Genomic DNA, 21,325 nt, shown 5'->3' on the forward strand with positions numbered 1-21,325 from the left:
GACCAATCAATAGGCACCAAATCCCAGCAAATGCGGCAACCACAAAACCAGCCCCGGGATTGCAATCATCAGGATCACCCGCACAAAGTCAGCCGCCAGAAATGGCAGGATACCGCGTGCAAGCGTGGTGATCTTCATGTCCGGTGAAACGCCCTGAATGATAAACAGGTTCATGCCAATGGGCGGGGTAATCAGGCCGATTTCAACAACCGATACCAGAACAACACCAAACCAGATCGGGTCATAGCCGACCCCGGTTATCACGCCATAGGCCGGAACCACGGTCAGAAGGATCATGGACAGGCTATCCATGAAGCACCCCAGTACGACATAAAACACCAGAAGTGCGATCAAAACGACAAGCGGCGAATAGCCCTGTGTGGTGATCCAGTCGACAAGGGTCTGGGTCAGTCCGCTGGTTTCAATGAAGAAATTGAAAAGTGCCGCCCCCACCAGAATAAGGAAAATCATCCCGGTCATGCCGGCCGTTTCGCGAATGCCGGTGCGCAAAACGCTCCAGGTCAGGCGTTTGCGCATAAAGGCAAACAGCAATGCTGCCCCGGCACCAACGGCCGCGGCCTCGGTCGGGGAAAACAGGCCGGCATAAATCCCGCCAATCACCAAGGCGATCAAAAGGACCGCATCCCACATCTGTAACAAGGCCCCCCAGCGTTGCGACCAGGGTACATAAGTGCTGACCGGCGCAAGCGACGGATCGCGCATCACCTGAATACGGATCGAGGCGATATAAAGAACCGTCGCCAAAAGACCGGGGATCATCGCGCCGGCAAACAGCGCGCCAATCGATTGTTCGGTCATCAGCGCGTAAATCACCAGCAGGATCGATGGCGGAATGAGAACGCCCAGTGTACCGCCCGCCGCAATCGATGCCCCGGCAAGGCTTTTGGCATAGCCGCGTTGACGCATTTCAGGAAGTGCCACCCGCCCCATGGTCGCACAGGTCGCAAGCGACGATCCGCAAATCGCACCAAACACCGCACTGGCCCCGATGCTTGATGCGGCAAGTCCGCCCGGACGATGGCCGGAAAACGCCGTGATTCCGCGAAACAGGTTACTTGAAAGGCCTGAGTGTGAGGCGAACACGCCCATGAAAATGAACAGTGGCACCACCGAAAGGCCATAGGGGAAGATCGCCTCAAACGGCAGGCTTGCCATCACATAGCTTGCCGACATCCAGTCGGTCAAAAGCAGCGTGCCAATAATACCAACCACCGCCATCGCAACAGCAACCGGTACGCGCAACAGGGCAAGTGCAAGTGCTGCAACAAACCCGATCAATCCCGCCCATTCCGTCGCCATCAGTTATTCTCGTTCGTTAAAAGCATTTTCAGAAAATGGACAAGACAGACCACTGTCGATATCGCCATGCCGCTGAGAAGGAAGCCCCAGAACAGGATCATCGGGATCTCAAGGTTCTGCGACACATCGCCATAGCTCCATTGTTCCATCGCGCGTCCCCATGACAGATAAAACAGGAACGCCATCAACCCGGCACACAGAAGCGGGATCAGGGTGTCGATAATACGAAACAGGAAGCGAAGATGGTTCTTGCCCACCAGATCGACCGTGACATGGGCATGGGCGCTAAACGCATAGGGGATCGCCCAGGATGCCGCCGCCATGACACAAAACTGGGTCAGGTCAACCGCGCCCACCATCGATTGGCCGCCAATGCGGCGCCAGATGATATCGACAACCACAATGGCAATCGCACCGATCAGGGCGGCCATGCCGACAAAAGCCAGAATGTCGGTCAGTCTGTTCATAAAGCGGTCAGTGCGGTGAACCGCGGCATAAAGCCGCGATCCACCAAAGTTTTCAGTCGGTTGGGTCATTTGTCGCCAGCGTGATATTTGGCATCAAATTCCGCGATAAGTTCCTGCGCACGCGCATAGACGGCCTCAGGATCTGAAACGCCTTTTTCCTTCAGGCTGGCAAGGTATTCCTTGATCATCGGCTGGGATGCTTCCTGCCATTCCGCACGGGTGGCGTCATCAATCGTGATGATTTCATTGCCGTGTTTTTCCGCATCAGCCCTGCCAACGGCTTCCCATTTGTCCCACCAGTCGCCGAATTTCCCGACGAGGACATCGCCGGAAATTTCGTCAATTGCGGCCCGCACGTCGTCGGGCAGGTTGTCATATTTTTTCTGATTCATGACAAAATAGAAGCCAGCGGTATAGGCCGCGGCATCGGTGTGATATTTCAAAAGTTCATTGGCCTTGACCGCATTGACCAGATCCCAGGTGGCAACCAGACCTTCGATATTGCCTTTTTCAAGGTTTTCGTAGATGGCTGAGGGCGGCAGTCCGACCGGGGATGCCCCAAAGGATTCCAGCATTGCCGAAATCGCCGGGCTTGGTGTGCGAAGACGCAGGCCCTTAAGGTCGTCAAGCGATCTGACCGGTGTATCAAGGGTGTGGATCAGGCCACCCGGATGGGTAAACAGGCCAAGGACCTTGAAGTCGGCATAGTCACTGCCAAGAAGGCCTTCCTTGTAAAGCTGCCACAGGGTTTCCGATCCGGAATCCGCATATTTCACCAGAAACGGCAGTTCAATCACCGAGGCAGCCGGATAACGGTCACGCGGAATGCCATTCAGGCCCACGGCCATATCCATAACGCCCGCGCGCACCTGATCGGCCTGACGGTCGATTTTGCCAAAGGCCGACGTGGCGTCATAGATCTCGACTTCGACTTTGCCGCCGGTTTTTTCCGACAGTTGCTGTCCCCAGCTTTCAAGGAAGTCTTTCTGGAAGCCGTGGCTTGGCGGCAGATAGTGACTGACTTTAAGGGTGATGTCGGCCGCATGCGCGATACCGGCACCGGCCAGAATGGTTGCGCCGGTCATAAGACCAAGCAGCGTTTTACGAAGATTAGGATGTTTCACGGATGTCTCCCTATTTTTTTAAGTCGTTCATTTGGTCTTGCGTCTGACCAGCTTCGGGCCAAGCGATTGCTGTTCAGTTGCCATCGGCCTGTACATGTCCGGGATGGCAGTCTGGGATCGCGCCTGGAATGCTGTTTTTTCTTTGAATTGGAATTATGATATATATAATCAATTACGCAATATGAAATTTATGCAGGTAAATTTTGACCAAAGCCTCGCCCAAAAATATCCCGGATAGCGAAACCGAACATGACATCGCCGACGTGGTTGATGCCGCTGACAAGCGCAAAGGCATTCAGTCGGTGGAGGTCAGTGGCGTCATTATTGCCGCCTTGTGCGATTTCAAATTCCCGGTGCCGTTAAAGGACCTTGCGGACGCGGTTTCTATGCCGGCGGCCAAGGTGCATCGCTATCTCGCCAGTCTGGTGCGCATAGGCCTTGCCTGGCAGGATGATCAGACGGGGCTGTATGGTCTTGGCCCGATGGCGTTGCGCATGGGTGTTTCGGCGATTGAACGCAATGATGTGGTGATGCGCGCCGGTCGGTTGTTGCGCAATCTGGCGATTGAGTTGCGATCCTCAGGGCATCTGGCGATCTGGGGTGAACGTGGCCCGGTTTTGATCCGCACCGAACATGGCGGCCCGCCAATCATATCGACCATGGGGCTTGGCACCGTCATGCCGCTTTTGCGCTCTGCAACCGGGCAGGCCTTTTTGGCCAGCATGCCGCGTAGCGCGATCGAACACGTTATTTCGGCCGAACAGGATATCCTGCATTGGGATGATGCCACGGTGGATCGGCTGATTGCCGACACCAAGCAACGCGGGGCGGCTGTAATCGAAGGCGATATCGTGCCCGGTTTATCGGCGATCAGTGCGCCGGTTTATAATCTTGACGGGGCGGTGGCCTGTTGCGTCACGCTGATGAACCCCAATGCCAATTACTTCCAGCCCGGCCAACCCGCGTTCGATGTGTTTACCCGTGCCATTGCCGATTTCACGCAAAGCTGGGGTGGCACGCCGCGCACGGAATCTGATCAGGCTTAAGGGGGCTGAGATCACAGGTCGTTAAACCGTTTCAGGAGGTCCGAAAGACGTTTGAATTCATCTTCGCCCAGAAAGTCGCGCACTTTCCGGTCATAGGCGATCCCCGCCTCACACAGTGACGTGAAGGCTGATTTTCCCTGCGCAGTCAGGTCAAGGCGATGCACACGGCGATCATTTTCATCCTGAAACCGTTTCAACCAACGCCGTTTCTCGATGGAAAAGACAGCCCGTGAAACCTTGGTTTTATGCAGTCCGGTATGGGTCACGATTTCGGTCGCGGTTAAGGCGCCATACTGGCCGAGCGTTGCCAGAACCCGCCATTCGGACCGCGTCATCCGGTATCGGTCGCGATAGATATCGCGAAAGCCAAGGCTGAGCTTTTCGCTGGCGTGATGCATCAGAAACGGCAGGAAACTGTGAAGATCAAATTCGGATTTCATTGGCTTCAAAAGGCTGTTTGATAGTTACAAAAATTACAGTTACGAATGTAACTATATCAAAGATTGGGAGGAAAAAGGCAATGACGGATCACAACGAGCCGACCAAAAATGCCGAAAAAGGCGGTGCCAACGATCTGCGTTACATGCCCGGTTTCGGCAATGATTTTGAAACCGAAAGTCTTCCGGGTGCGTTGCCCCAAGGGCAAAACAGCCCGCAAAAATGCGCCTATGGGCTTTATGCCGAACAGCTTTCAGGATCGCCTTTCACCGCCCCGCGCGGCACCAATGAACGGTCCTGGCTGTATCGCATTCGCCCCAGTGTCAAACATAACGGGCGCTTTGCCGCCCTTGATCGACCGCTTTGGAAAACCGCACCTTGCTTGAATGATCACAGCCTTGCGCTGGGTCAGTTGCGCTGGGATCCGGTGCCGATGCCAAAGGATGCGGTTGATTTCATATCGGGCATGCGCACGGTCACGACCGCGGGCGATGCCATGACCCAGACCGGCATGGCGAGCCATGTCTATGTCTGCAACACCGACATGGTCGATGACTATTTCTTCAATGCCGATGGTGAACTTCTGATCGTGCCGGAAAGTGGCACGCTTCGCATCTTTACCGAACTTGGCATGATGGATGTCGCCCCGCTTGAAATAGCACTTATTCCGCGTGGCATGCTGTTTAAGGTCAGCATCCTTGAAGCCGGGGTTGATGGCGGCGCGCGCGGTTATGTCTGTGAAAACTATGGCGCCAAATTCACCCTGCCCGAACGCGGGCCGATCGGGGCCAACTGCCTTGCCAATCCGCGTGATTTCAAAACACCTGTCGCGGCCTACGAGGACAAGGAAACCCCGTGTCGGGTGTTGGTCAAATGGTGTGGGCAGTTCCATGTCACCGAAATCGGCCATTCGCCGCTGGATGTCGTCGCATGGCACGGCAATTACACGCCGTTCAAATATGATCTTCGGACCTTCTCGCCGGTGGGCGCGATCCTGTTTGATCATCCCGATCCGTCGATCTTTACTGTGCTGACCGCCCCAACCGATGAGGCCGGAACGGCCAATGTTGATTTCGTGATCTTCCCGCCGCGCTGGATGGTGGCTGAAAACACCTTCCGCCCGCCCTGGTATCACCGCAACATCATGTCGGAATTCATGGGCCTGATTTGCGGCCAGTATGATGCCAAGGAAGAGGGCTTTGTGCCCGGCGGCATGAGCTTGCATAACATGATGCTGGCGCATGGCCCGGATGCCTACGGGTTTGACAAGGCATCGAACGCCGAACTCGGGCCGCAGAAACTTGATGGCACCATGGCCTTTATGTTCGAGACCCGCTATCCGCAGCAACTGACGAAATTCGCCGCCGAACTGGAAACGCTTCAGGACGATTATCTTGATTGCTGGTCGGGGCTGGAACGCAAGTTCGATGGCACGCCAGAAGGTCGCCCATAAGTCACCGCGACCCAAAAAAAACAATCACTCAGGACTTAACGAAAAGAATGCCGGAGGCACAAAACCAATGAAACTCGCCACCCTTAAAAATGGTACCCGCGACGGCCAGCTGGTGCTGGTTTCCAAGGACCTGTCGGAATATGTCGATGCCAGCGCGATTGCGCCAACCCTTCAGGCAGCGCTTGATAACTGGGCTGATATTGCCCCGCGCCTTCAGGATCTCGCAGGCGATGTCGAAGCCGGATCAGGTCCGGCCAAACGCGTTGCATTTGACCAGACCAAGGCACATTCACCCTTGCCGCGCGCGTTCCAGTGGGCCGATGGATCGGCCTATGTCAATCACGTCGAACTGGTCCGCAAGGCCCGTGGTGCTGAAATGCCGCAAAGCTTCTGGACCGATCCGCTGATGTATCAGGGCGGGTCTGACAGCTTCCTGGGGCCGCGCGATGATATCCTGATGGGCGATACCGCCTGGGGCGTCGACATGGAAGGCGAAATTGCCGTCATCACCGATGATGTCCCGATGGGCGCCACCCTTGATCAGGCGCGTGATGCCATTCGCTTGATCATGCTGGTCAATGACGTGTCGCTGCGCGGTCTTATTCCCGGCGAACTGGCCAAGGGATTTGGTTTCTTCCAGTCCAAGCCGTCTTCGGCCTTTTCCCCGGTTGCAGTGACCCCCGATGAATTGGGCGATGCGTGGGATGGTGGCAAGCTTCACCTGCCGCTGTGTGTGGACCTTAATGGCAAGCCGTTCGGGCGTGCCAATGCCGGGATCGATATGACCTTTGATTTCGCCCAGCTTGTCGCCCACGCCGCACGCACCCGTCCGCTCTGTGCCGGGTCAATCATCGGGTCGGGCACGGTATCGAACAAGCTTGATGGTGGGCCGGGCAAACCGGTTGCCGCGGGCGGTGCTGGCTATTCCTGCATTGCTGAAATCCGCATGATCGAAACCATTGAAAATGGTTCGGCGGCAACGCCTTTCCTGCAATTTGGCGACAGCGTCAAAATCGAAATGCTTGATGCCAAAGGCCAATCGATCTTTGGTGCGATTGAACAAACCGTCCGCGAATACAAACCATAAGGCCCACTATGAGCGAGATCATGAGCGAGATCGTTTTGTATGACTATTGGCGATCCTCGGCGAGTTATCGCGTGCGGATTGCGCTGGGGTTGCTCAATCTTCCCTACCGGACGGTGCCGGTTGATCTGCTGGCTGGCAGCCACAAAATTGGCGAGCATCTGGTGCGCAATCCGCAAGGTCTCGTCCCCGCCCTTGAAATCGACGGGGTCATGATGACCCAGTCGGTGTCGATCATCGAATATCTTGATGAAACCCGGCCGGGGCAGGGGCTTTTGCCGACCGAAACGCTGGCACGCCAACGGGTGCGGGCGCTGTCGCATGCGATTGCCATGGATACCCATCCGGTCTGTAATCTGGGTGTGGTGCGCCATGTGATGGATATCGCCGAGGCGCATGGTGATGACGCCGACGCCGCACGGCAGGAATGGATGGCGAAATATATCGGATCGGGCTTGGCCGGGTTTGAGGCCATGCTTGCCGGTGAGGGGGGCGGCAGCCATGGCGACTTCTGCCACGGTGACCGCCCATCCATGGCCGATATCTGCCTGATCCCGCAGCTTTATAACGCGCGTCGCTGGAATGTGAGCTTTTCTCACCTTCCGCGAATTTGCGCGATAGAACAACGCTGTAACGCCATTGCTGCCTTCGCCAACGCCCACCCGGACCGGTGCCCGCGCTAGACCGGATTGACGCCAATCGCCCTGCCGTCACTGCGCGGATCATGCGCACCCTCGACGAAGCCATCGTCATCGATGCGGATGATCCCGGCCTGTCCGGCAAGGGCACTTTGCTGCTCAATCGCACGCAGGACATGACCACGTGCGGCCAGCTCATCAAACACGTCATCCCCGGCATCGACTTCAAGTTTCAGGCTGTCATTGGTATCCGAAAACGTCTTGCCAAGCAAAAAGCGTGGCTTGGTCAGCGCCTCAAGCGGGGACAGGCCAAAATCAAGCAGCCGGGTGAGCAGCAAGGCAAGGGTTTGTGGCTGCCCATCTGCCCCTTGCGTGCCATAAAGCAGATGCGGCTTGCCACCCTTAAGCGCCATGCCGGGATTAAGCGTATAGAACGGAAGCTTGCCCGGTGCGAAGGCATTCGGATGGGTTGCATCGGTGCTGAATGCCGCGCCACGGTTTTGCCAGACAATGCCGGTATCGCCGGCGACAACCCCGCTGCCCCAATCGAAATAGGTGCTTTGCAAAACGCTGGCGCAATTGCCATTGGCATCCTTGGCGGCCAGAAACACCGTATCGCCATGGCGGAACGGATGCGGCCAATCAAGCGCCTTGGTGGGCGAGATATCCTTGGCGTCTGCGGCCAAGCTGGCGTGATCCAGAAGGGCTGCAAAAACAGTGCGGGTAAAAGCGGGATCGGCGATCTGATCGCGTTTCAAAAAGGCGCGCTTGATCGCCTCGACCACCAGATGGTAGTGATCCGCCGTTCCCTCGGCCCAGTCCTTTTGCCCCAGTTCGCGCAACACCCCCATGGTCATAAGGGTCGCCAATCCTTGCGTTGGGGCAGGCGGGGCAAACAGGGTGACATCACCATAATCAAGTGATACGGCATCGACCGTGCGGGTACGGGTTTTCGCAAGGTCCGCCTTGGTGATCGGCGATCCGACGGCCGACAGGCCTTTGGCAATCTGATCGGCAAGCCCGCCTTCATAGAAATCACGCGCGCCAAATTCGGCAATGCGTTTCAGGCTTTGCGCCAGATGCGGCAGATGAAATGTCTCGCCGACATGCGGCATCCGCGCATTCGGGGTGAAGACATCCATAAAGCCCGGCCAATTGGCGATTTCCTCTTTACGGAAATCAAGCCAGAAACATTGTGACGGACTGATCGCAAAGCCGTTTTCCGCAAGCGCGATGGCTGGCGTGATCAATTCCGAAAGGCTTTTGGTCCCGCCCCAGTTCTTTGCCGAATGATCAAGCGCGTGTTGCCAGGAATCCACCGTGCACGCCGTGGTCAGGGTCGAGCCCGGACCGCGCAGCGGAATGGGCGTGCCGGGCGTGATTGTATCGCCGCCTTTTTCGGCGGCCTGACCAATACCCAGGAAAGACTGCACCTTGCCCGTGTTGTCTGAAACCATCCAGACCGCATCGCCACCAATGCCGCAGAAATGCGGGTATGTTACCGCCAACACCGCCGCGGTGGCGACGACCGCCTCAATCGCGGTGCCGCCATTGCGCAAGACTTGCGCACCGGCTTCGCTGGCGGCTGTGCTGGGGCTTGTCACCATGGCGCGATGTTCGGGGGCAGTCTGATGGTCGGTCATGGGCTTGGTTCTTTCAGCCAAAAGGATTGATTTCAAACAGGTTAGCGCTATGCGTGCATCGGTTGTGGCGAAATTGCATGCAATCCTTTATACAGGCGCAGGCAATAAAGTGATCGAAACAAGAAACTTGGCGGATCGGGATGAAAGCAGCGGACAAGGCAAAGCATCGCACAGACATGATCAGTTCGGCATTGCGTTCGGCAATCCTCGAACGTGTTCTGATGCCTGGCATGAAGCTGCCCGAAGATTCCCTTGGCGAACGGTTTGGCGTCAGCCGCACGCTTATTCGCCAGTCGCTTGAACGGCTTGCCGCCGAAGGGCTGGTCGAACTTCGCCGTAACAAGGGGGCTGCGGTTGCCAAGCCCAGCCTTGAAGAGGCCCGTGATCTTTTTGAGCTCCGCACCCAGATCGAAGACCTTGTCATCAGTCGGGTAATCAAGAATATGAGCCCGGAAATTCTGGGCGAACTTGAAGCCCATCTTGCCAAGGAAGTCGAAGCCGAAAACGCGTCCGAGCCGATTTCGATCCGGCTTGCCACCGAATTCCACATCCTGCTCGCCCGCCTTGCCGGAAGCCCGGTCTTGCTGCGCTATGTCGAGGAAATCGGATATCGCTGTGGTCTGACATTGTCGCTTTATGCCCGCCCGCATTCGACCGATTGCGGCATTCAGGAGCACCGCCAGATCATCGAGGCGCTGGCCAAGGGCGATGAAGATGCGGCGCGCAAACTGATGCGCCATCATCTGACGGCGGTTGCCGACCGCGCCCTGTTCACGACCAAGGAAAGCGGGCCGCTTTTGTATCTTGATGCGCTGGAACCCTATGCCAAAAAGGTGCGTGACGGCACCAGCTAAGCCTGCGCGCACCATCGCCATATCAACATCTGCACGCGCGACTTCACGTGTGGTTTGCGGATGGCAAATGGTTGGTGCGGGCTGCATCATTCGGGTTCCGGTCTGGCTCAGGCCTTGATGCCCTTGCGGATCAGGATGCGTTCCGCACTTTCATTCCAGACATCCATTTTGATGATCTTGCCGTTTTCAATCACGAAACGGTCGACATAACGGTTGCCTTCAAACGGGGTGCCGTCCGGCCATTCGCCATAAAGCCAGCCGGTGCTGTAAACAACGGTCTGGCCGTTGGTATGGGCGACATCAAACTGACCGAACTTCTTTTTCACCCATTTATAACGTGCGGCGTTAAACGCCGTGGTGCCCGACGGATGATCGTATTTCTGACCATCGGTAAAGGTGATGACAACATCATCAGACATGAAGGTCGCCGCCAGTTCCGGGTCGGGCTTCATGGATGCGTCAAGAAAATCACGTACCGTCTGCGCCTCTGGCGGCAGGGTATCGAGCACATTTTCCGTGGTTTGGTCACTCATTTCGAAGGCCTCTGTTTTCGGGAATTGATCTGGGATCAGCATAAACGCTGTGCAGAAATTTTGCATGCACTAATTTTATGCAAAAATTGCATGCAATCTGCGCATACATGAGGCAATTCTGTTTTCCGAAGCGGCGGGAAAACGCCTAAGTTCCTGATTTTGAATGATTGTGATTCTTGGCATGTCGCTTGCTGCAGTGCGGTGACGATTTGGTGCGCATGCCGAATTTGCGACGCCGGACGACGCAGACACATAATCAGGGAGTCTCACATGCCTATTTCTTCGCCTTTCCGGAAAATAACGCGGCGTGCCGCCCTTCTCGGGGCCGCTGCTGCGCTGATGTTCGCCACCACCCTGCCTGCCCATGATGCCCGTGCAGAAGACACTGTGAAGCTTGGCCTTGTTGCCGCACTCAGCGGTCAGTCGGCCAAATCGGGCGAGGCCATTACGCGTGGCATCACCCTTGCGATTGATAAGATCAATGCCGAGGGTGGTGTTCTTGGCAAGCCGCTTGAACTTGTTTCGCGTGATGATGAAAGCAACCCGGGCAAAGGTCTGGTTGCAGCCCGTGAACTGGCCCAGCGCGAAGGCGTTGCGGCGATCATTGGCGGCCTTGATACGCCGGTCTCCTTTGCCATCGTACCCTATGTGAACCAGCAGAAAATCCCGTTCATTGGTCCGTGGGCTGCCGGAACCGGGATCACCAAAAACGGTGCAGAGGAAAACTATGTTTTCCGCGTTTCGGCCGTTGATGAATATGTCGACGAAGCCATCACGGAATATCTGATCGCCAATTACGGTGCCAAGAAACCGGGCATGATCCTGATCAACAACCCTTGGGGGGAGTCGAATGAAAAGGGCCTGCTCAAGGCGCTTGAAAAGCGTGGCATGGAACATGCCGGGATCGAAAAGTTTGAATCAAACGATGTCGATGTTGTACCGCAGCTGACCCGCCTTAAGGAAAACGGCGCAGATTCCCTGTTTGTGGTTGCCAACGTTGCCCCGACCGCACAGGTGATCAAGTCGCTCGATCGCATGGGCTGGGATGTGCCGATTTCCTCGCATTGGGGTCCGGCTGGTGGCCGCTTCACCGAACTGGCTGGCAAGTCGGGCGAGAAAGTCCACTTCATCCAGACCTATCTGTTTACCGATCCGGCCAATCCGATGTTTGTCAAACTTCAGGAAAAGTTCCCGGAGATCGAAACCCTTGCCGACGTGACCCCGGCAACCGGCATTGCCAATGCTTATGACGCGACCCTTCTGATTGCAGCGGCGATTGAAAAGGCCGGTTCGACCGAAGGTCCGGCCATCCGCGAAGCAATGTACGAGATCAGCGGTGTCGAAGGCATGATCAAAACCTATGACAAGCCGTTCACCCCGGACGATCAGGATGCGCTTGGTCCGGAAGACTACACCTTCGCGCATTTCGTCGAAGGCCAGATCATTCCGATCAAATAAGCAACTTATCCAACCCTGTCGGCGTGTTCCCCAATGCACGCCGACGGGGGATTTATTCATTTTAAATGATGCACTTACGTGCACGGCATAAGCAGGCGGCTGGCAATGACACTTTTAATCGCAGCTCTGATAACCGGGATCGGTCTGGGCAGTATGTACGGGCTGATCGCACTTGGTTTCCAGATCACCTATTCGGTGTCCTCCAAGGTCAATTTCGCCCAAGGATCGATGGTGATGCTGGGCGCTGTTCTGGGCTTTGTGTTCTGCGAACGATACGGTTTTCCGGTCATTGTCGGTTATCCGCTGGCCATTTTGTGCTGCGGGCTTGCCGGTATTCTGGTTGAATTTTTCCTTGTCCGTCCGTTTGCCATTCGCAATTCCGAAGCATGGCTGATGGCCACCGTCGCGGGCGGTATTTTGCTTGATAACGCGGTGCTGTTTACCTTCGGCAACGAACCGCGCACCCTGCCATCCGCCCTTGTTGGCGAAAGCTGGAACGTGTTTGGCACCGGCGTTTACCCGCAACAAATCCTGATCCCTGTGGCGGCCATTGGTGTGGCACTCGCACTGCATGCCCTGTTCCGTCATACCCGTCAGGGGCGTGCCCTTTTGGCGGTGGTGCAAAACCTTCAGGCGGCCAAGCTGATGGGGATCAACACCACCCTGATGGTGACCGGATCCTTTGCCATTTCATCGATGCTGGCCGGGTGTGCCGGGCTTCTGATTGCACCGCTGTTTTCGGTGCATTCCGATATGGGCACGCTTTTTGGCCTCAAGGCCTTTGCGGTTGCCATTCTGGGCGGCATGACATCGGCGTATAGCGTGATGTTGGCTGGCTTTATCTATGGCCTGGTTGAGGCCGGTGTGACCACCTATCTCGGATCGTCCTACACCTTCATCGTCGTCTTCGCGCTTGTGATCGCGGTTCTGACCGTCAAACCAAGCGGGCTGTTTGGCCGTGCTGCGATCAAGAAGGTCTGATGATGAAACGCGATATTAAATTCAAAAATCCGATGCCCAAACTCAATAAATCCATCGCCCTTGATGCCACCATCCTGGCCGCCATCATCGCCGGTTTGATCGGTGTGACGATCACGGGCGGCTATACCCAGTTCGTCATTGGCCTGGTCGCCATTACCACCGTTTTGTGTGTCGGGCTCAATGTTTTGTATGGCCTGACCGGGTTGGTGTCGCTGGGGCAGGTCGGGTTCTTTGCCATCGGGGCCTATGCCAGTGCCATCCTGACGCTGGCCGGGCTTAATTTCTGGATGGCGCTGATTGCATCCACCGTGATTGCCGGGTTGGCCGGCTGTGTCTTGGCGCTTTCGGCTGTGCGCATGGCGGGGCCGTTCCTTGCCATGGTGACGATTGCCTTTGCCTTTATTGTCGAACATGGCGCGATTGAATGGCGTGCGCTTACGGGTGGGCAAAACGGCTTGATGGGTTTCCCGATGCCCGAACTGTTTGGCTATATGTTTAGCGAACGCGATCTTGTGATGCTGTGTGTCGTTCTGGCCGGGGTCGCGCTTTTTGCCTTCCGTCGTCTGGCGACAAGTGGCTGGGGCATGGCAATGACCAGCATGCGCGATGCGGAAATTGCCGCAAGTTCGCTCGGTTATAACGCCTTTGCCGTCAAGGCGACCGGCTTTGCGATTGCGGCTGCCATGGCCGGTCTCGCCGGGGCGTTGTTTGCGCCACTTATGATGTTTATCGCACCGTCAAACTTCCCGCTTAGCCAGTCGATCCTGTATCTGTTTGCCGTCATTCTGGGCGGTGCGGGCACGGTTCTGGGGCCGCTGGTGGGGGCATCGGTTTCGGTGTTGTTGCCCGAACTTCTGGCCGACTTTGCCGAATATCGCCTGCTGATTTTTGGCGGGCTTTTGATTGTCGTGTTGCTGATTGCCCCGCGCGGGATTGTCGGCGTCATCGAACGCTTCATCCCACTGACCAAACGTGGTGTCACCGCCACCCCGGCGCACGAGATTGAGGCAGGCCTTAAGGATTACGCCAAATCGGATGGTTTGGTGGTTGAAAACCTGTCCATCGCCTTTGGCGGGGTCAAGGCGGTCAATGCCGTTTCCTTTACCGCCAAGCCGGGCGATGTCACATCGATCATCGGGCCTAACGGGGCGGGTAAAACGACACTTTTGAACATCATCAGCGGATTTTACAAACCGACCGAAGGTGTTGTGCGCATCGGGGATCAGGACATCGCAGGCAAGCCCACCGATTTTGCTGCGCGTAATGGCATTGCGCGCACCTATCAGGCGACCCGTTTGTTTGAAAACATGTCGGTAATCGACAACGTCATTGCCGGGATTCCGGTCGGCCGGTTTGGCAAACCGTTCAGTGCGATTGCGTCTGATGCCAACCGCAACCATGCCGCCGGGCTTCTGGCATTTTGTGGCTATCATGGCGATATTGATGCCCGTGCCGGTGATTTGCCGCATGTTGATCGCAGGCTGGTTGAAATTGCCCGGTCGCTGGCGACCAAACCCGGTGTTCTGCTGCTGGATGAACCGGCTGCTGGCCTGATGCATGCCGATAAGGTGTCACTGGCCAAATTGCTGCGTCAACTGGCCGATGCCGGAATTACCGTGGTGCTGGTCGAACATGACATGGAAATGGTCATGGGCATTTCCGATCAGATTCTGGCGGTTGATGCCGGAACCCCGATCATCTTTGACACCCCGCAGGCCGTGCAAAATGACCCGCAGGTCATCGCGGCCTATCTTGGTGACGGCGAAATGAAGGCCCGCCCGCGCCCGATCCCGTTTGAGGCCGGGGACTCCCCGGTGATTGAAACCCTGCGTTTAACGGCTGGCTACGGCGCCGCACCGGTTCTGCATTCCATTGATCTTAAGGTCCGTCAGGGCGAAATGGTTGCACTGCTGGGGGCAAACGGTGCGGGCAAGTCGACCTTCCTGACCGCACTGGCCGGGTTGCTCCGCCCGGTGGATGGCAAGATCGTTCTTAATAACGAATATATCCACGACCTTGCCCCGCATCAGATCGTCGAACAGGGCTTGGTTCTGGTGCCCGAAGGCCGTCAGGTCTTCCCGGAACTGACCGTGCGCGAAAACATCGAACTGGGGGCCTACAAACAACCCAAACCGGTCAGTTCAGATGAGCTTGAAGCCATCCTGAACCGTTTCCCGCGTCTGCGCGATCGCATCAACAGCCCGGCTGGGTTGTTGTCCGGGGGGGAACAGCAAATGATGGCAATTGCCCGTGGTCTGGTCGCCAAGCCAAAGGCGCTGTTGCTTGATGAACCATCGCTTGGTCTGGCCCCGGCCATGGTCGAGGAGCTCTATGCCATTCTGGGCGAATTGCGCGACGAAGGGGTGACAATCCTTCTGGTCGATCAGATGGCGACCATGGCGCTTTCGGTTGCCGATTATGCCTATGTCCTTGAACAGGGACAGGTGGTTGCCAAGGGCAAGGCATCCGAGCTGAGAAAAGATGAACGCCTGATTGCCGCCTATTTGGGGGGCTCGGAACAAGGCGATAAGAAACCAAAACAGGAAACACACGAGAATGCTTGATTATCTGGTGAGGAACGCCTGCCTGAATGGCGAGAATACGCTTGTCGATCTTGCAGTGGCGGATGGAAAAATTGTCGAGATCGCCCAGTCGATTGCCGGGGAGGGGCCAAGTTTTGATGCGCCAAGCTTTGATGCAGCGGGCCAGTTAATCAGCTGCGGCTTTGTGGAAAGTCACATCCACCTTGATAAGGCCTGCATTCTTGACCGTGCCAAGAACGAAACCGGCACACTTCAGGGCGCGATCAGTGCGGTCGCCAACGCCAAAAGCGGCTTTACCGAGGATGACATTTACGCTCGTGGCGCCCGCGTGATTGAAAAGGCAATTACCGAGGGCACCAATGCGGTGCGCACCCACGTCGAAATCGATCCGGGCATCGACTTGGCGGGCTTTAACGCCATCAAGCGGCTTAAGGCCGACTATGCCTGGGCAATGGATATCGAGATTTGCGTTTTCCCCCAGGAAGGCCTGTTTAACTATCCCGGGACCGAGGAACTGTTGCGCCAGGCATTGGACAATGGTGCCGATCTGCTGGGCGGCTGTCCCTATATGGATACCGATCCACATGGTCAGATCCTGCGTCTGTTTGAAATGGCGCGCGACTATGATGTGGATCTGGATTTCCATCTTGATTTCGATCTGGATGCCAGCTGGCGGCACCTGGATGAAGTGGCAAAACAATCCATCGCCTTTGGCTGGCAGGGCCGGGTGATGATCGGGCATGTGACCAAACTGTCGGTTTTGCCCAAACCCGAACTTGAAGACACGATTGCGATTATGCGCGATGCCGGGATCGGCCTGACCGTGTTGCCCGCAACCGACCTTTTCCTCACCGGGCGCGATCACGATCATTCAGTCCCCTGTGGTGTCGCCCCGGCGCACAAGCTTGCCGCCCATGGCGTGTGTTGCACGATTGCGACCAACAACGTGCTGAACCCGTTTACGCCTTACGGCGATTGCTCGCTGTCGCGCATGGCAAATCTGTATGCCAATGTCAGTCAGCTCGCGACCGAGGCCGAACTTGAAAACTGCTTTGCCATGGTCTCCGACGCCCCGGCCAAACTTCTCGGCCGTTCCAACAAAATCGCGGTCGGCGAAGCCGCAAGCTTCATCGTCCTGCCCGCCCAAAGCCGCGCACAAGTGGTTTCCGAAATCAGCCGCCCGATCTGGGGCATGAAAGACGGTCGGGTAACGTTCGAACATCCGGCGGCAAGGCTGTTTCGGCCATAAGTCAGACCAATAAAGAAGGGCAGCGGATGGGCTGCCCTTTCTGTCTGATGATTGGATTTTTTGGCTTAACCGTGCGCGATCATGATGTGACGGGCGGCGGTGTAATCCTCCAGCGCGTAATGCGACATATCCTTACCATAGCCGGACTGTTTCAGACCGCCATGGGGCATTTCATTGACCAGCATGAAGTGGGTATTGATCCAGGTGCAGCCATAACGAAGGCGGGCACTTGTTTGCATGGCGCGCGAAATATCCTTGGTCCAGATCGAAGATGCCAGACCGTAATCGGAATCATTGGCCCATGCGACGGCCTCATCCACATCTGTAAAGCGGGTGATCGACGCCACCGGACCAAACACTTCGCGCCGGACGATTTCATCAGATTGAAGCGCACCGGCAATCACGGTCGGCTGATAGAAGAAGCCAGGTCCATCATGCAGCTTGCCACCGGTGGTAATTTCCATGTGTTTTTGTTCGGACGCACGCGCGACGAAGCTTGCCACACGGTCACGCTGGCGTTCGGAAATCAGCGGGCCGATTTCGTTTTCGCTGTCGTCCGCACGGGCATAGGCGATGCTGGAAACCGCAGATGACAGGTCCGCCACCAGCTTGTCATGGATTTTCGGGCCAGCATAAATCCGGCATGCCGCCGTGCAGTCCTGACCGGCGTTATAGTAGCTGAATGCCCGCAATCCTTCGACAACGGCATCGACATCGGCATCATCAAAGACAATCACCGGTGCCTTGCCACCCAGTTCGAGGTGCGTGCGTTTGACTGATTTCGCCGCAGCCTGAAGAACCTTCTTGCCCGTCGCGACATCACCCGTGATCGACACCATATCGACCTTGGGATGATTGATCAGGGCATTGCCCACCGTGGCGCCACGACCAAGAACAATATTGACCACACCTTCGGGCAGGATATCTGCCAGAATGGTCGCCATCTTAAGCGCGGTCAGTGGCGTTTGTTCAGATGGCTTGAAAACGACCGTGTTGCCCCCGGCAATCGCCGGGGCCAGTTTCCAGGCCATCATCATCATCGGATAGTTCCACGGCGCGATAGAACCGACCACCCCGATCGGATCGCGGCGGATCATCGAGGTATGGCCCGCCATATATTCCCCGGCAATCGATCCCTGCATGCAGCGCACGGCACCGGCAAAGAAGCGATAGCAATCGACAATGGCCGGAATTTCATCATCGCGGACCGCATTGATCGGTTTGCCGCAATTAAGCGATTCCAGTTTGACGAACTCTTCGGCCTCGGCTTCGATCCGATCAGCAATTTTCAGAAGGTAGTTTGACCGTTCTGCCGGGGTTGTGCGCGACCATGACTGGAAGGCGTGCTCGGCCGCGCTGACCGCACGGTCGATCTGTTCCATCGATGCTTCGGGCAGCATCATGATGGTTTCGCCGGTCTTGGGATTGATGATGTTTTCTTCGGCCTCAATGCCCATTTCAAGGCTGCTGCCGATCAGCATCTTGGTATCCATAATAAGCTCTCCCGTTGGTAGCGTTATCGCGTGCTGTTATTTTCCCGATCCGGCCACCTGATCGCCATCGCGTGTCAGGTAATAGGCAGCCAGGATCGGCAGGACCGTGACCAGAACCACCACCATCGCCACCACATTGGTGACCGGACGCTGGCGGGGTCGGACAAGTTCTTCAAGCATCCAGATCGGCAGGGTCGACTGCTGTCCGGCGGTAAAGGTCGTGACGATCACTTCGTCAAAGGACAGGGCAAAGGCCAGCATGCCACCGGCCAGAAGCGCCGTGCCAATATTGGGTAAAATGACATGCCGGAAAGTCTGGAAACTGTTGGCCCCCAGATCCATCGAGGCTTCGACCAGCGACCCCGAGGTCCGTCTGAACCGCGCAACCGCGTTGTTATAGACAACCACCACACAAAAGGTCGCGTGACCCAGGATGATCGTCCAGATCGAAAACGGAATGTCGGCAATACTAAATGCCGAACGAAGCGCAATACCGGTAATGATACCCGGAAGTGCAATCGGCAGGATCACCAGAAGCGAGATGGTTTCACGGCCAAAAAATTTGGTGCGTGATACCGCCGCCGCACACAGCGTTCCCAGAACCATCGCGATCAGGGTCGAAATGGTTGCGGTCTGTAGCGAAAGTTTCAGGGCTTCCCAGACATCCGGGCGGTTCCACGTCACCTCAAGCCATTTCAGGGTGAAGCCGGGCGGTGGCCACTGATAGGATTTGTCTTCTGTCGTGAAGGCATAGACAAAAATCAGCGCAATCGGCAAATGCATGAAGGCAAGGCCAAGACCGGCGGCAAGTTTCAGGCCCCAAGGGGCGCGTTGTTTCCCATCAGAGCGCATCGAAAGCCCCCATCCTTTTGGCACCCCAAAGGTAGAAGCCCATGATAACAATCGGCACGACCGTAAAGGCGGCCGCCAGCGGAATGTTGCCCGCCGTGCCCTGCTGGGCATAGACCGCCTGACCGATAAACAGCCGTGAGGAGCCGACAATCTGCGGAATGATGTAATCGCCCAGCGTCAACGAGAAGGTAAAGATCGAACCGGCAACAATGCCCGGTAAGGCCAGCGGGAAAATCACATGGCGGAATGTTTGGCTCGGCGTCGCACCAAGATCCCCGGATGCCTCGATAAAGCTGCCGGGGACGCGTTCAAGTGAGGCTTGCACCGGCAAAACCATGAAAGGCAGCCAGACATAGAGGAAAACAAGGAAAGTCCCGGTATAACTGACCGAGAGCGAATATCCACCAATAATCGGGATCGCCAGCCAGGCTTCAAGCAGCCAGGTCAGATGCAGCTTGGTGAAAATCCAGGTCAGGATGCCTTCCTTGGCCAGGATCAGCTTCCAGGCATAGACCTTGACCAGATAGCTTGACCAAAGCGGCAACATCACGCCGATGTAAAACAGCGCCTTCCACTTGCCCCGTGCATAGCGCGCAGCGAAATAGCCAATCGGAAATGCGACACAGGCGGCGGCAAGTGTCACGATGGCTGCCATCGAAACCGTGCGAATGATGATGTCGAGATTGGCGGGCCGGAACAGTTCGCCATAGGTTTTTAGCGTCAGTTCATATTGAACCATGCCCGAAAATTCATCGATCGAGAAAAAGCTTTGCGCGAGTAGGGCAAACAATGATCCGAGATAGATGATACCAAGCCAAAGGGCCGGCGGGGTCAGCATAAGGATCAAAAGAAGCTTCGGATTGCGCCAGAACTTGTCCGACAAGGCGCCGGTGATCCCGCCTTGTCCGGGCAGAACAGCACTTTCGCTTTGAACCGTTGTGGCATTGGTGGCGGTGGTGGCGGTCATTGCGCCCCCTCCATCAGGTGCAGGTCATTTTCCTGCCAGCTGATATGAACGGTGGTGCCGTTCTCCGGCACGGCCTGATCGGCCGGGATCAGCGCGCCGATCCGCATATCGCCAAGCGCAAGGCTGATGCGTGTGGTGCCACCAAGATAGCTGCTGCCGGTGACGGTTGCGCTATGGCCATCGGCGGAAACGATGCGGATCGCCTCGGGCCGCAGGCTGGCATAGCTTTCCTTGCCGGTCAGCTGTTTGACAAAACCCGGTTCAAGCACATTCGACGAGCCAACGAAATCGGCGACAAAGCGGCTTTGTGGGCGTTGATAGATGTCTTGCGGGCTTCCGATCTGCTGGATTTTGCCGTCGTTGAAAACGGCGACCCGATCCGCCATCGAAAGGGCTTCACCCTGATCATGGGTGACGAAAACGAAGGTGATGCCAAGTTTGCGTTGCAGGATTTTCAGTTCTTCCTGCATCTGTTCGCGCAGTTTGAGGTCCAGCGCGCCAAGTGGCTCGTCAAGCAACAGCACCTTGGGTTTGTTGACCAGTGCGCGGGCAAGCGCCACGCGTTGGCGTTGACCGCCGGAAAGCTGGCCCGGGCGGCGTTCGCCGTAACCCGGCAGGGCAACCAGTTCGAGTGCTTCGTTGGCAGCCGCATGACGATCGGCTTTGTTCATGCCGCGGATCATCAGGCCATAGGCGACATTGTCGATGATGTTCATGTGCGGGAACAGGGCATAGTCCTGAAACACCGTGTTCACGTTGCGGCGATAGGGCGGCACATGTTCGACGGTGGTGCCGAAAATTTCGATATGGCCGCTGGTGGGTTGTTCAAACCCGGCAATCAGGCGCAGACAGGTGGTTTTGCCTGATCCTGACGGGCCGAGCATGGCGAAAAATTCGCCCTCGGCAATCGACAGGTCGACGTCATCCACAGCGCGAACCGCGCCAAAATGTCTTGAAACCTTTGCGAAGGAAACTGCAGTCGTCATGGGTCAACCAGTTGTTTGAAACCCGCACATAAGTCGGATTTCGTTTAGTAAGGAATGGTGGCGGGTGTGGTGCATTTGGCGTTGGCGGTTGATCAGCGGCAATGGCACCTTTCGGGTCCCCCGGAGCCCGGAAGTGCCGTGACATTGCCGCCGATCAGAATGGGATGCGCATTTCGTGCCGGGTGTGACAACTCGC

19 protein-coding genes are annotated in these 21,325 nt (G+C 56.6%); 9 read left to right on the top strand and 10 right to left on the bottom strand.

The features are described 5' to 3' along the window. Positions 1–6: 6 nt before the first annotated feature. From WBY09_RS15645 to WBY09_RS15655, 3 genes are read right to left on the bottom strand one after another with little or no spacing between them, the layout of a single operon-like run. The gene (locus tag WBY09_RS15645; RefSeq protein ID WP_286792609.1) at positions 7–1,320 is read right to left on the bottom strand and encodes a TRAP transporter large permease; all 1,314 of its coding nucleotides are present in this window, start codon (positions 1,318–1,320) and stop codon (positions 7–9) included. Beyond that, complete coding sequence (locus tag WBY09_RS15650; RefSeq protein WP_008889984.1) at positions 1,320–1,856, bottom strand: TRAP transporter small permease; 537 nt, start codon at positions 1,854–1,856, stop codon at positions 1,320–1,322. The genes WBY09_RS15645 and WBY09_RS15650 overlap by 1 nt, the downstream gene beginning before the upstream one ends. Next, positions 1,853–2,911, bottom strand: a complete 1,059-nt coding sequence (locus WBY09_RS15655; protein ID WP_336233212.1) for a TRAP transporter substrate-binding protein — start codon at positions 2,909–2,911, stop codon at positions 1,853–1,855. Before WBY09_RS15655 ends, WBY09_RS15650 begins: the two co-directional genes overlap by 4 nt. Before the next feature lie 203 nt (positions 2,912–3,114). Between WBY09_RS15655 and WBY09_RS15660 the strand changes: the two genes are divergently transcribed. Next, entirely contained in the window at positions 3,115–3,957 is an 843-nt protein-coding gene (locus WBY09_RS15660) for an IclR family transcriptional regulator (RefSeq protein WP_336233214.1), read from the top strand. An 11-nt stretch (positions 3,958–3,968) separates the two neighbouring features. On the opposite strand, the gene WBY09_RS15665 is transcribed toward WBY09_RS15660, so the two are convergent. Further along, complete coding sequence (locus WBY09_RS15665) at positions 3,969–4,397, bottom strand: MarR family winged helix-turn-helix transcriptional regulator (RefSeq protein WP_064781073.1); 429 nt, start codon at positions 4,395–4,397, stop codon at positions 3,969–3,971. 80 nt (positions 4,398–4,477) lie between these two features. On the opposite strand from WBY09_RS15665, the gene hmgA reads away from it, so the two are divergent. From hmgA to maiA, 3 genes are all read left to right on the top strand, one after another. Next, positions 4,478–5,848 carry a homogentisate 1,2-dioxygenase gene (gene hmgA, locus WBY09_RS15670; RefSeq protein WP_336233216.1) on the top strand — a complete coding sequence of 457 codons (1,371 nt, stop codon included), beginning with the start codon at positions 4,478–4,480 and terminating at the stop codon, positions 5,846–5,848. 67 nt (positions 5,849–5,915) lie between these two features. Then, positions 5,916–6,935, top strand: a complete 1,020-nt coding sequence (locus tag WBY09_RS15675) for a fumarylacetoacetate hydrolase family protein (protein WP_336233217.1) — start codon at positions 5,916–5,918, stop codon at positions 6,933–6,935. Between the two features lie 20 nt (positions 6,936–6,955). Beyond that, positions 6,956–7,615: a maleylacetoacetate isomerase gene (gene maiA, locus WBY09_RS15680; RefSeq protein WP_336233218.1), complete on the top strand. Its 660-nt coding sequence runs from the start codon at positions 6,956–6,958 to the stop codon at positions 7,613–7,615. On the opposite strand, the gene WBY09_RS15685 is transcribed toward maiA, so the two are convergent. Beyond that, on the bottom strand, positions 7,612–9,213 hold the full coding sequence (locus tag WBY09_RS15685) for a gamma-glutamyltransferase family protein (protein ID WP_336233219.1): 1,602 nt from the start codon (positions 9,211–9,213) through the stop codon (positions 7,612–7,614). The genes maiA and WBY09_RS15685 overlap by 4 nt on opposite strands. Before the next feature lie 140 nt (positions 9,214–9,353). On the opposite strand from WBY09_RS15685, the gene WBY09_RS15690 reads away from it, so the two are divergent. Then, complete coding sequence (locus WBY09_RS15690) at positions 9,354–10,067, top strand: GntR family transcriptional regulator (protein ID WP_008889992.1); 714 nt, start codon at positions 9,354–9,356, stop codon at positions 10,065–10,067. A 107-nt stretch (positions 10,068–10,174) separates the two neighbouring features. Here WBY09_RS15690 and WBY09_RS15695 read toward each other — a convergent pair whose 3' ends face one another. Beyond that, positions 10,175–10,600 carry a nuclear transport factor 2 family protein gene (locus WBY09_RS15695; protein ID WP_336233220.1) on the bottom strand — a complete coding sequence of 142 codons (426 nt, stop codon included), beginning with the start codon at positions 10,598–10,600 and terminating at the stop codon, positions 10,175–10,177. A 270-nt stretch (positions 10,601–10,870) separates the two neighbouring features. Between WBY09_RS15695 and WBY09_RS15700 the strand changes: the two genes are divergently transcribed. The 4 genes from WBY09_RS15700 to WBY09_RS15715 all read left to right on the top strand — a co-directional run bounded on the left by WBY09_RS15700 (position 10,871) and on the right by WBY09_RS15715 (position 16,831). Continuing rightward, complete coding sequence (locus WBY09_RS15700; protein ID WP_120225618.1) at positions 10,871–12,058, top strand: ABC transporter substrate-binding protein; 1,188 nt, start codon at positions 10,871–10,873, stop codon at positions 12,056–12,058. A 105-nt stretch (positions 12,059–12,163) separates the two neighbouring features. Beyond that, positions 12,164–13,039: a branched-chain amino acid ABC transporter permease gene (locus WBY09_RS15705; protein ID WP_040823102.1), complete on the top strand. Its 876-nt coding sequence runs from the start codon at positions 12,164–12,166 to the stop codon at positions 13,037–13,039. Between the two features lie 2 nt (positions 13,040–13,041). Then, positions 13,042–15,603 carry a branched-chain amino acid ABC transporter ATP-binding protein/permease gene (locus WBY09_RS15710; RefSeq protein ID WP_336233221.1) on the top strand — a complete coding sequence of 854 codons (2,562 nt, stop codon included), beginning with the start codon at positions 13,042–13,044 and terminating at the stop codon, positions 15,601–15,603. Beyond that, positions 15,596–16,831 carry an amidohydrolase family protein gene (locus WBY09_RS15715; protein WP_336233222.1) on the top strand — a complete coding sequence of 412 codons (1,236 nt, stop codon included), beginning with the start codon at positions 15,596–15,598 and terminating at the stop codon, positions 16,829–16,831. Before WBY09_RS15710 ends, WBY09_RS15715 begins: the two co-directional genes overlap by 8 nt. A gap of 65 nt (positions 16,832–16,896) precedes the next feature. Here the strand turns inward: WBY09_RS15715 and WBY09_RS15720 are convergent, their stop codons facing one another. Genes WBY09_RS15720 through WBY09_RS15735 form a run of 4 tightly spaced genes read right to left on the bottom strand, consistent with a single transcriptional unit; the run spans position 16,897 to position 21,129 of the window. Further along, the gene (locus tag WBY09_RS15720; RefSeq protein ID WP_197146712.1) at positions 16,897–18,324 is read right to left on the bottom strand and encodes a gamma-aminobutyraldehyde dehydrogenase; all 1,428 of its coding nucleotides are present in this window, start codon (positions 18,322–18,324) and stop codon (positions 16,897–16,899) included. A 36-nt stretch (positions 18,325–18,360) separates the two neighbouring features. Beyond that, positions 18,361–19,176, bottom strand: a complete 816-nt coding sequence (locus WBY09_RS15725) for an ABC transporter permease (RefSeq protein ID WP_197146713.1) — start codon at positions 19,174–19,176, stop codon at positions 18,361–18,363. Beyond that, a complete protein-coding gene (locus WBY09_RS15730; RefSeq protein WP_336233223.1) occupies positions 19,166–20,143 on the bottom strand; it encodes an ABC transporter permease in 978 nt (325 codons plus the stop codon). Before WBY09_RS15730 ends, WBY09_RS15725 begins: the two co-directional genes overlap by 11 nt. Continuing rightward, the gene (locus WBY09_RS15735; RefSeq protein WP_336233224.1) at positions 20,140–21,129 is read right to left on the bottom strand and encodes an ABC transporter ATP-binding protein; all 990 of its coding nucleotides are present in this window, start codon (positions 21,127–21,129) and stop codon (positions 20,140–20,142) included. Before WBY09_RS15735 ends, WBY09_RS15730 begins: the two co-directional genes overlap by 4 nt. Between the last annotated feature and the right edge of the window lie 196 nt (positions 21,130–21,325).

The organism is Thalassospira sp. CH_XMU1458, from assembly GCF_037027205.1.
GTDB lineage: Bacteria > Pseudomonadota > Alphaproteobacteria > Rhodospirillales > Thalassospiraceae > Thalassospira > Thalassospira tepidiphila.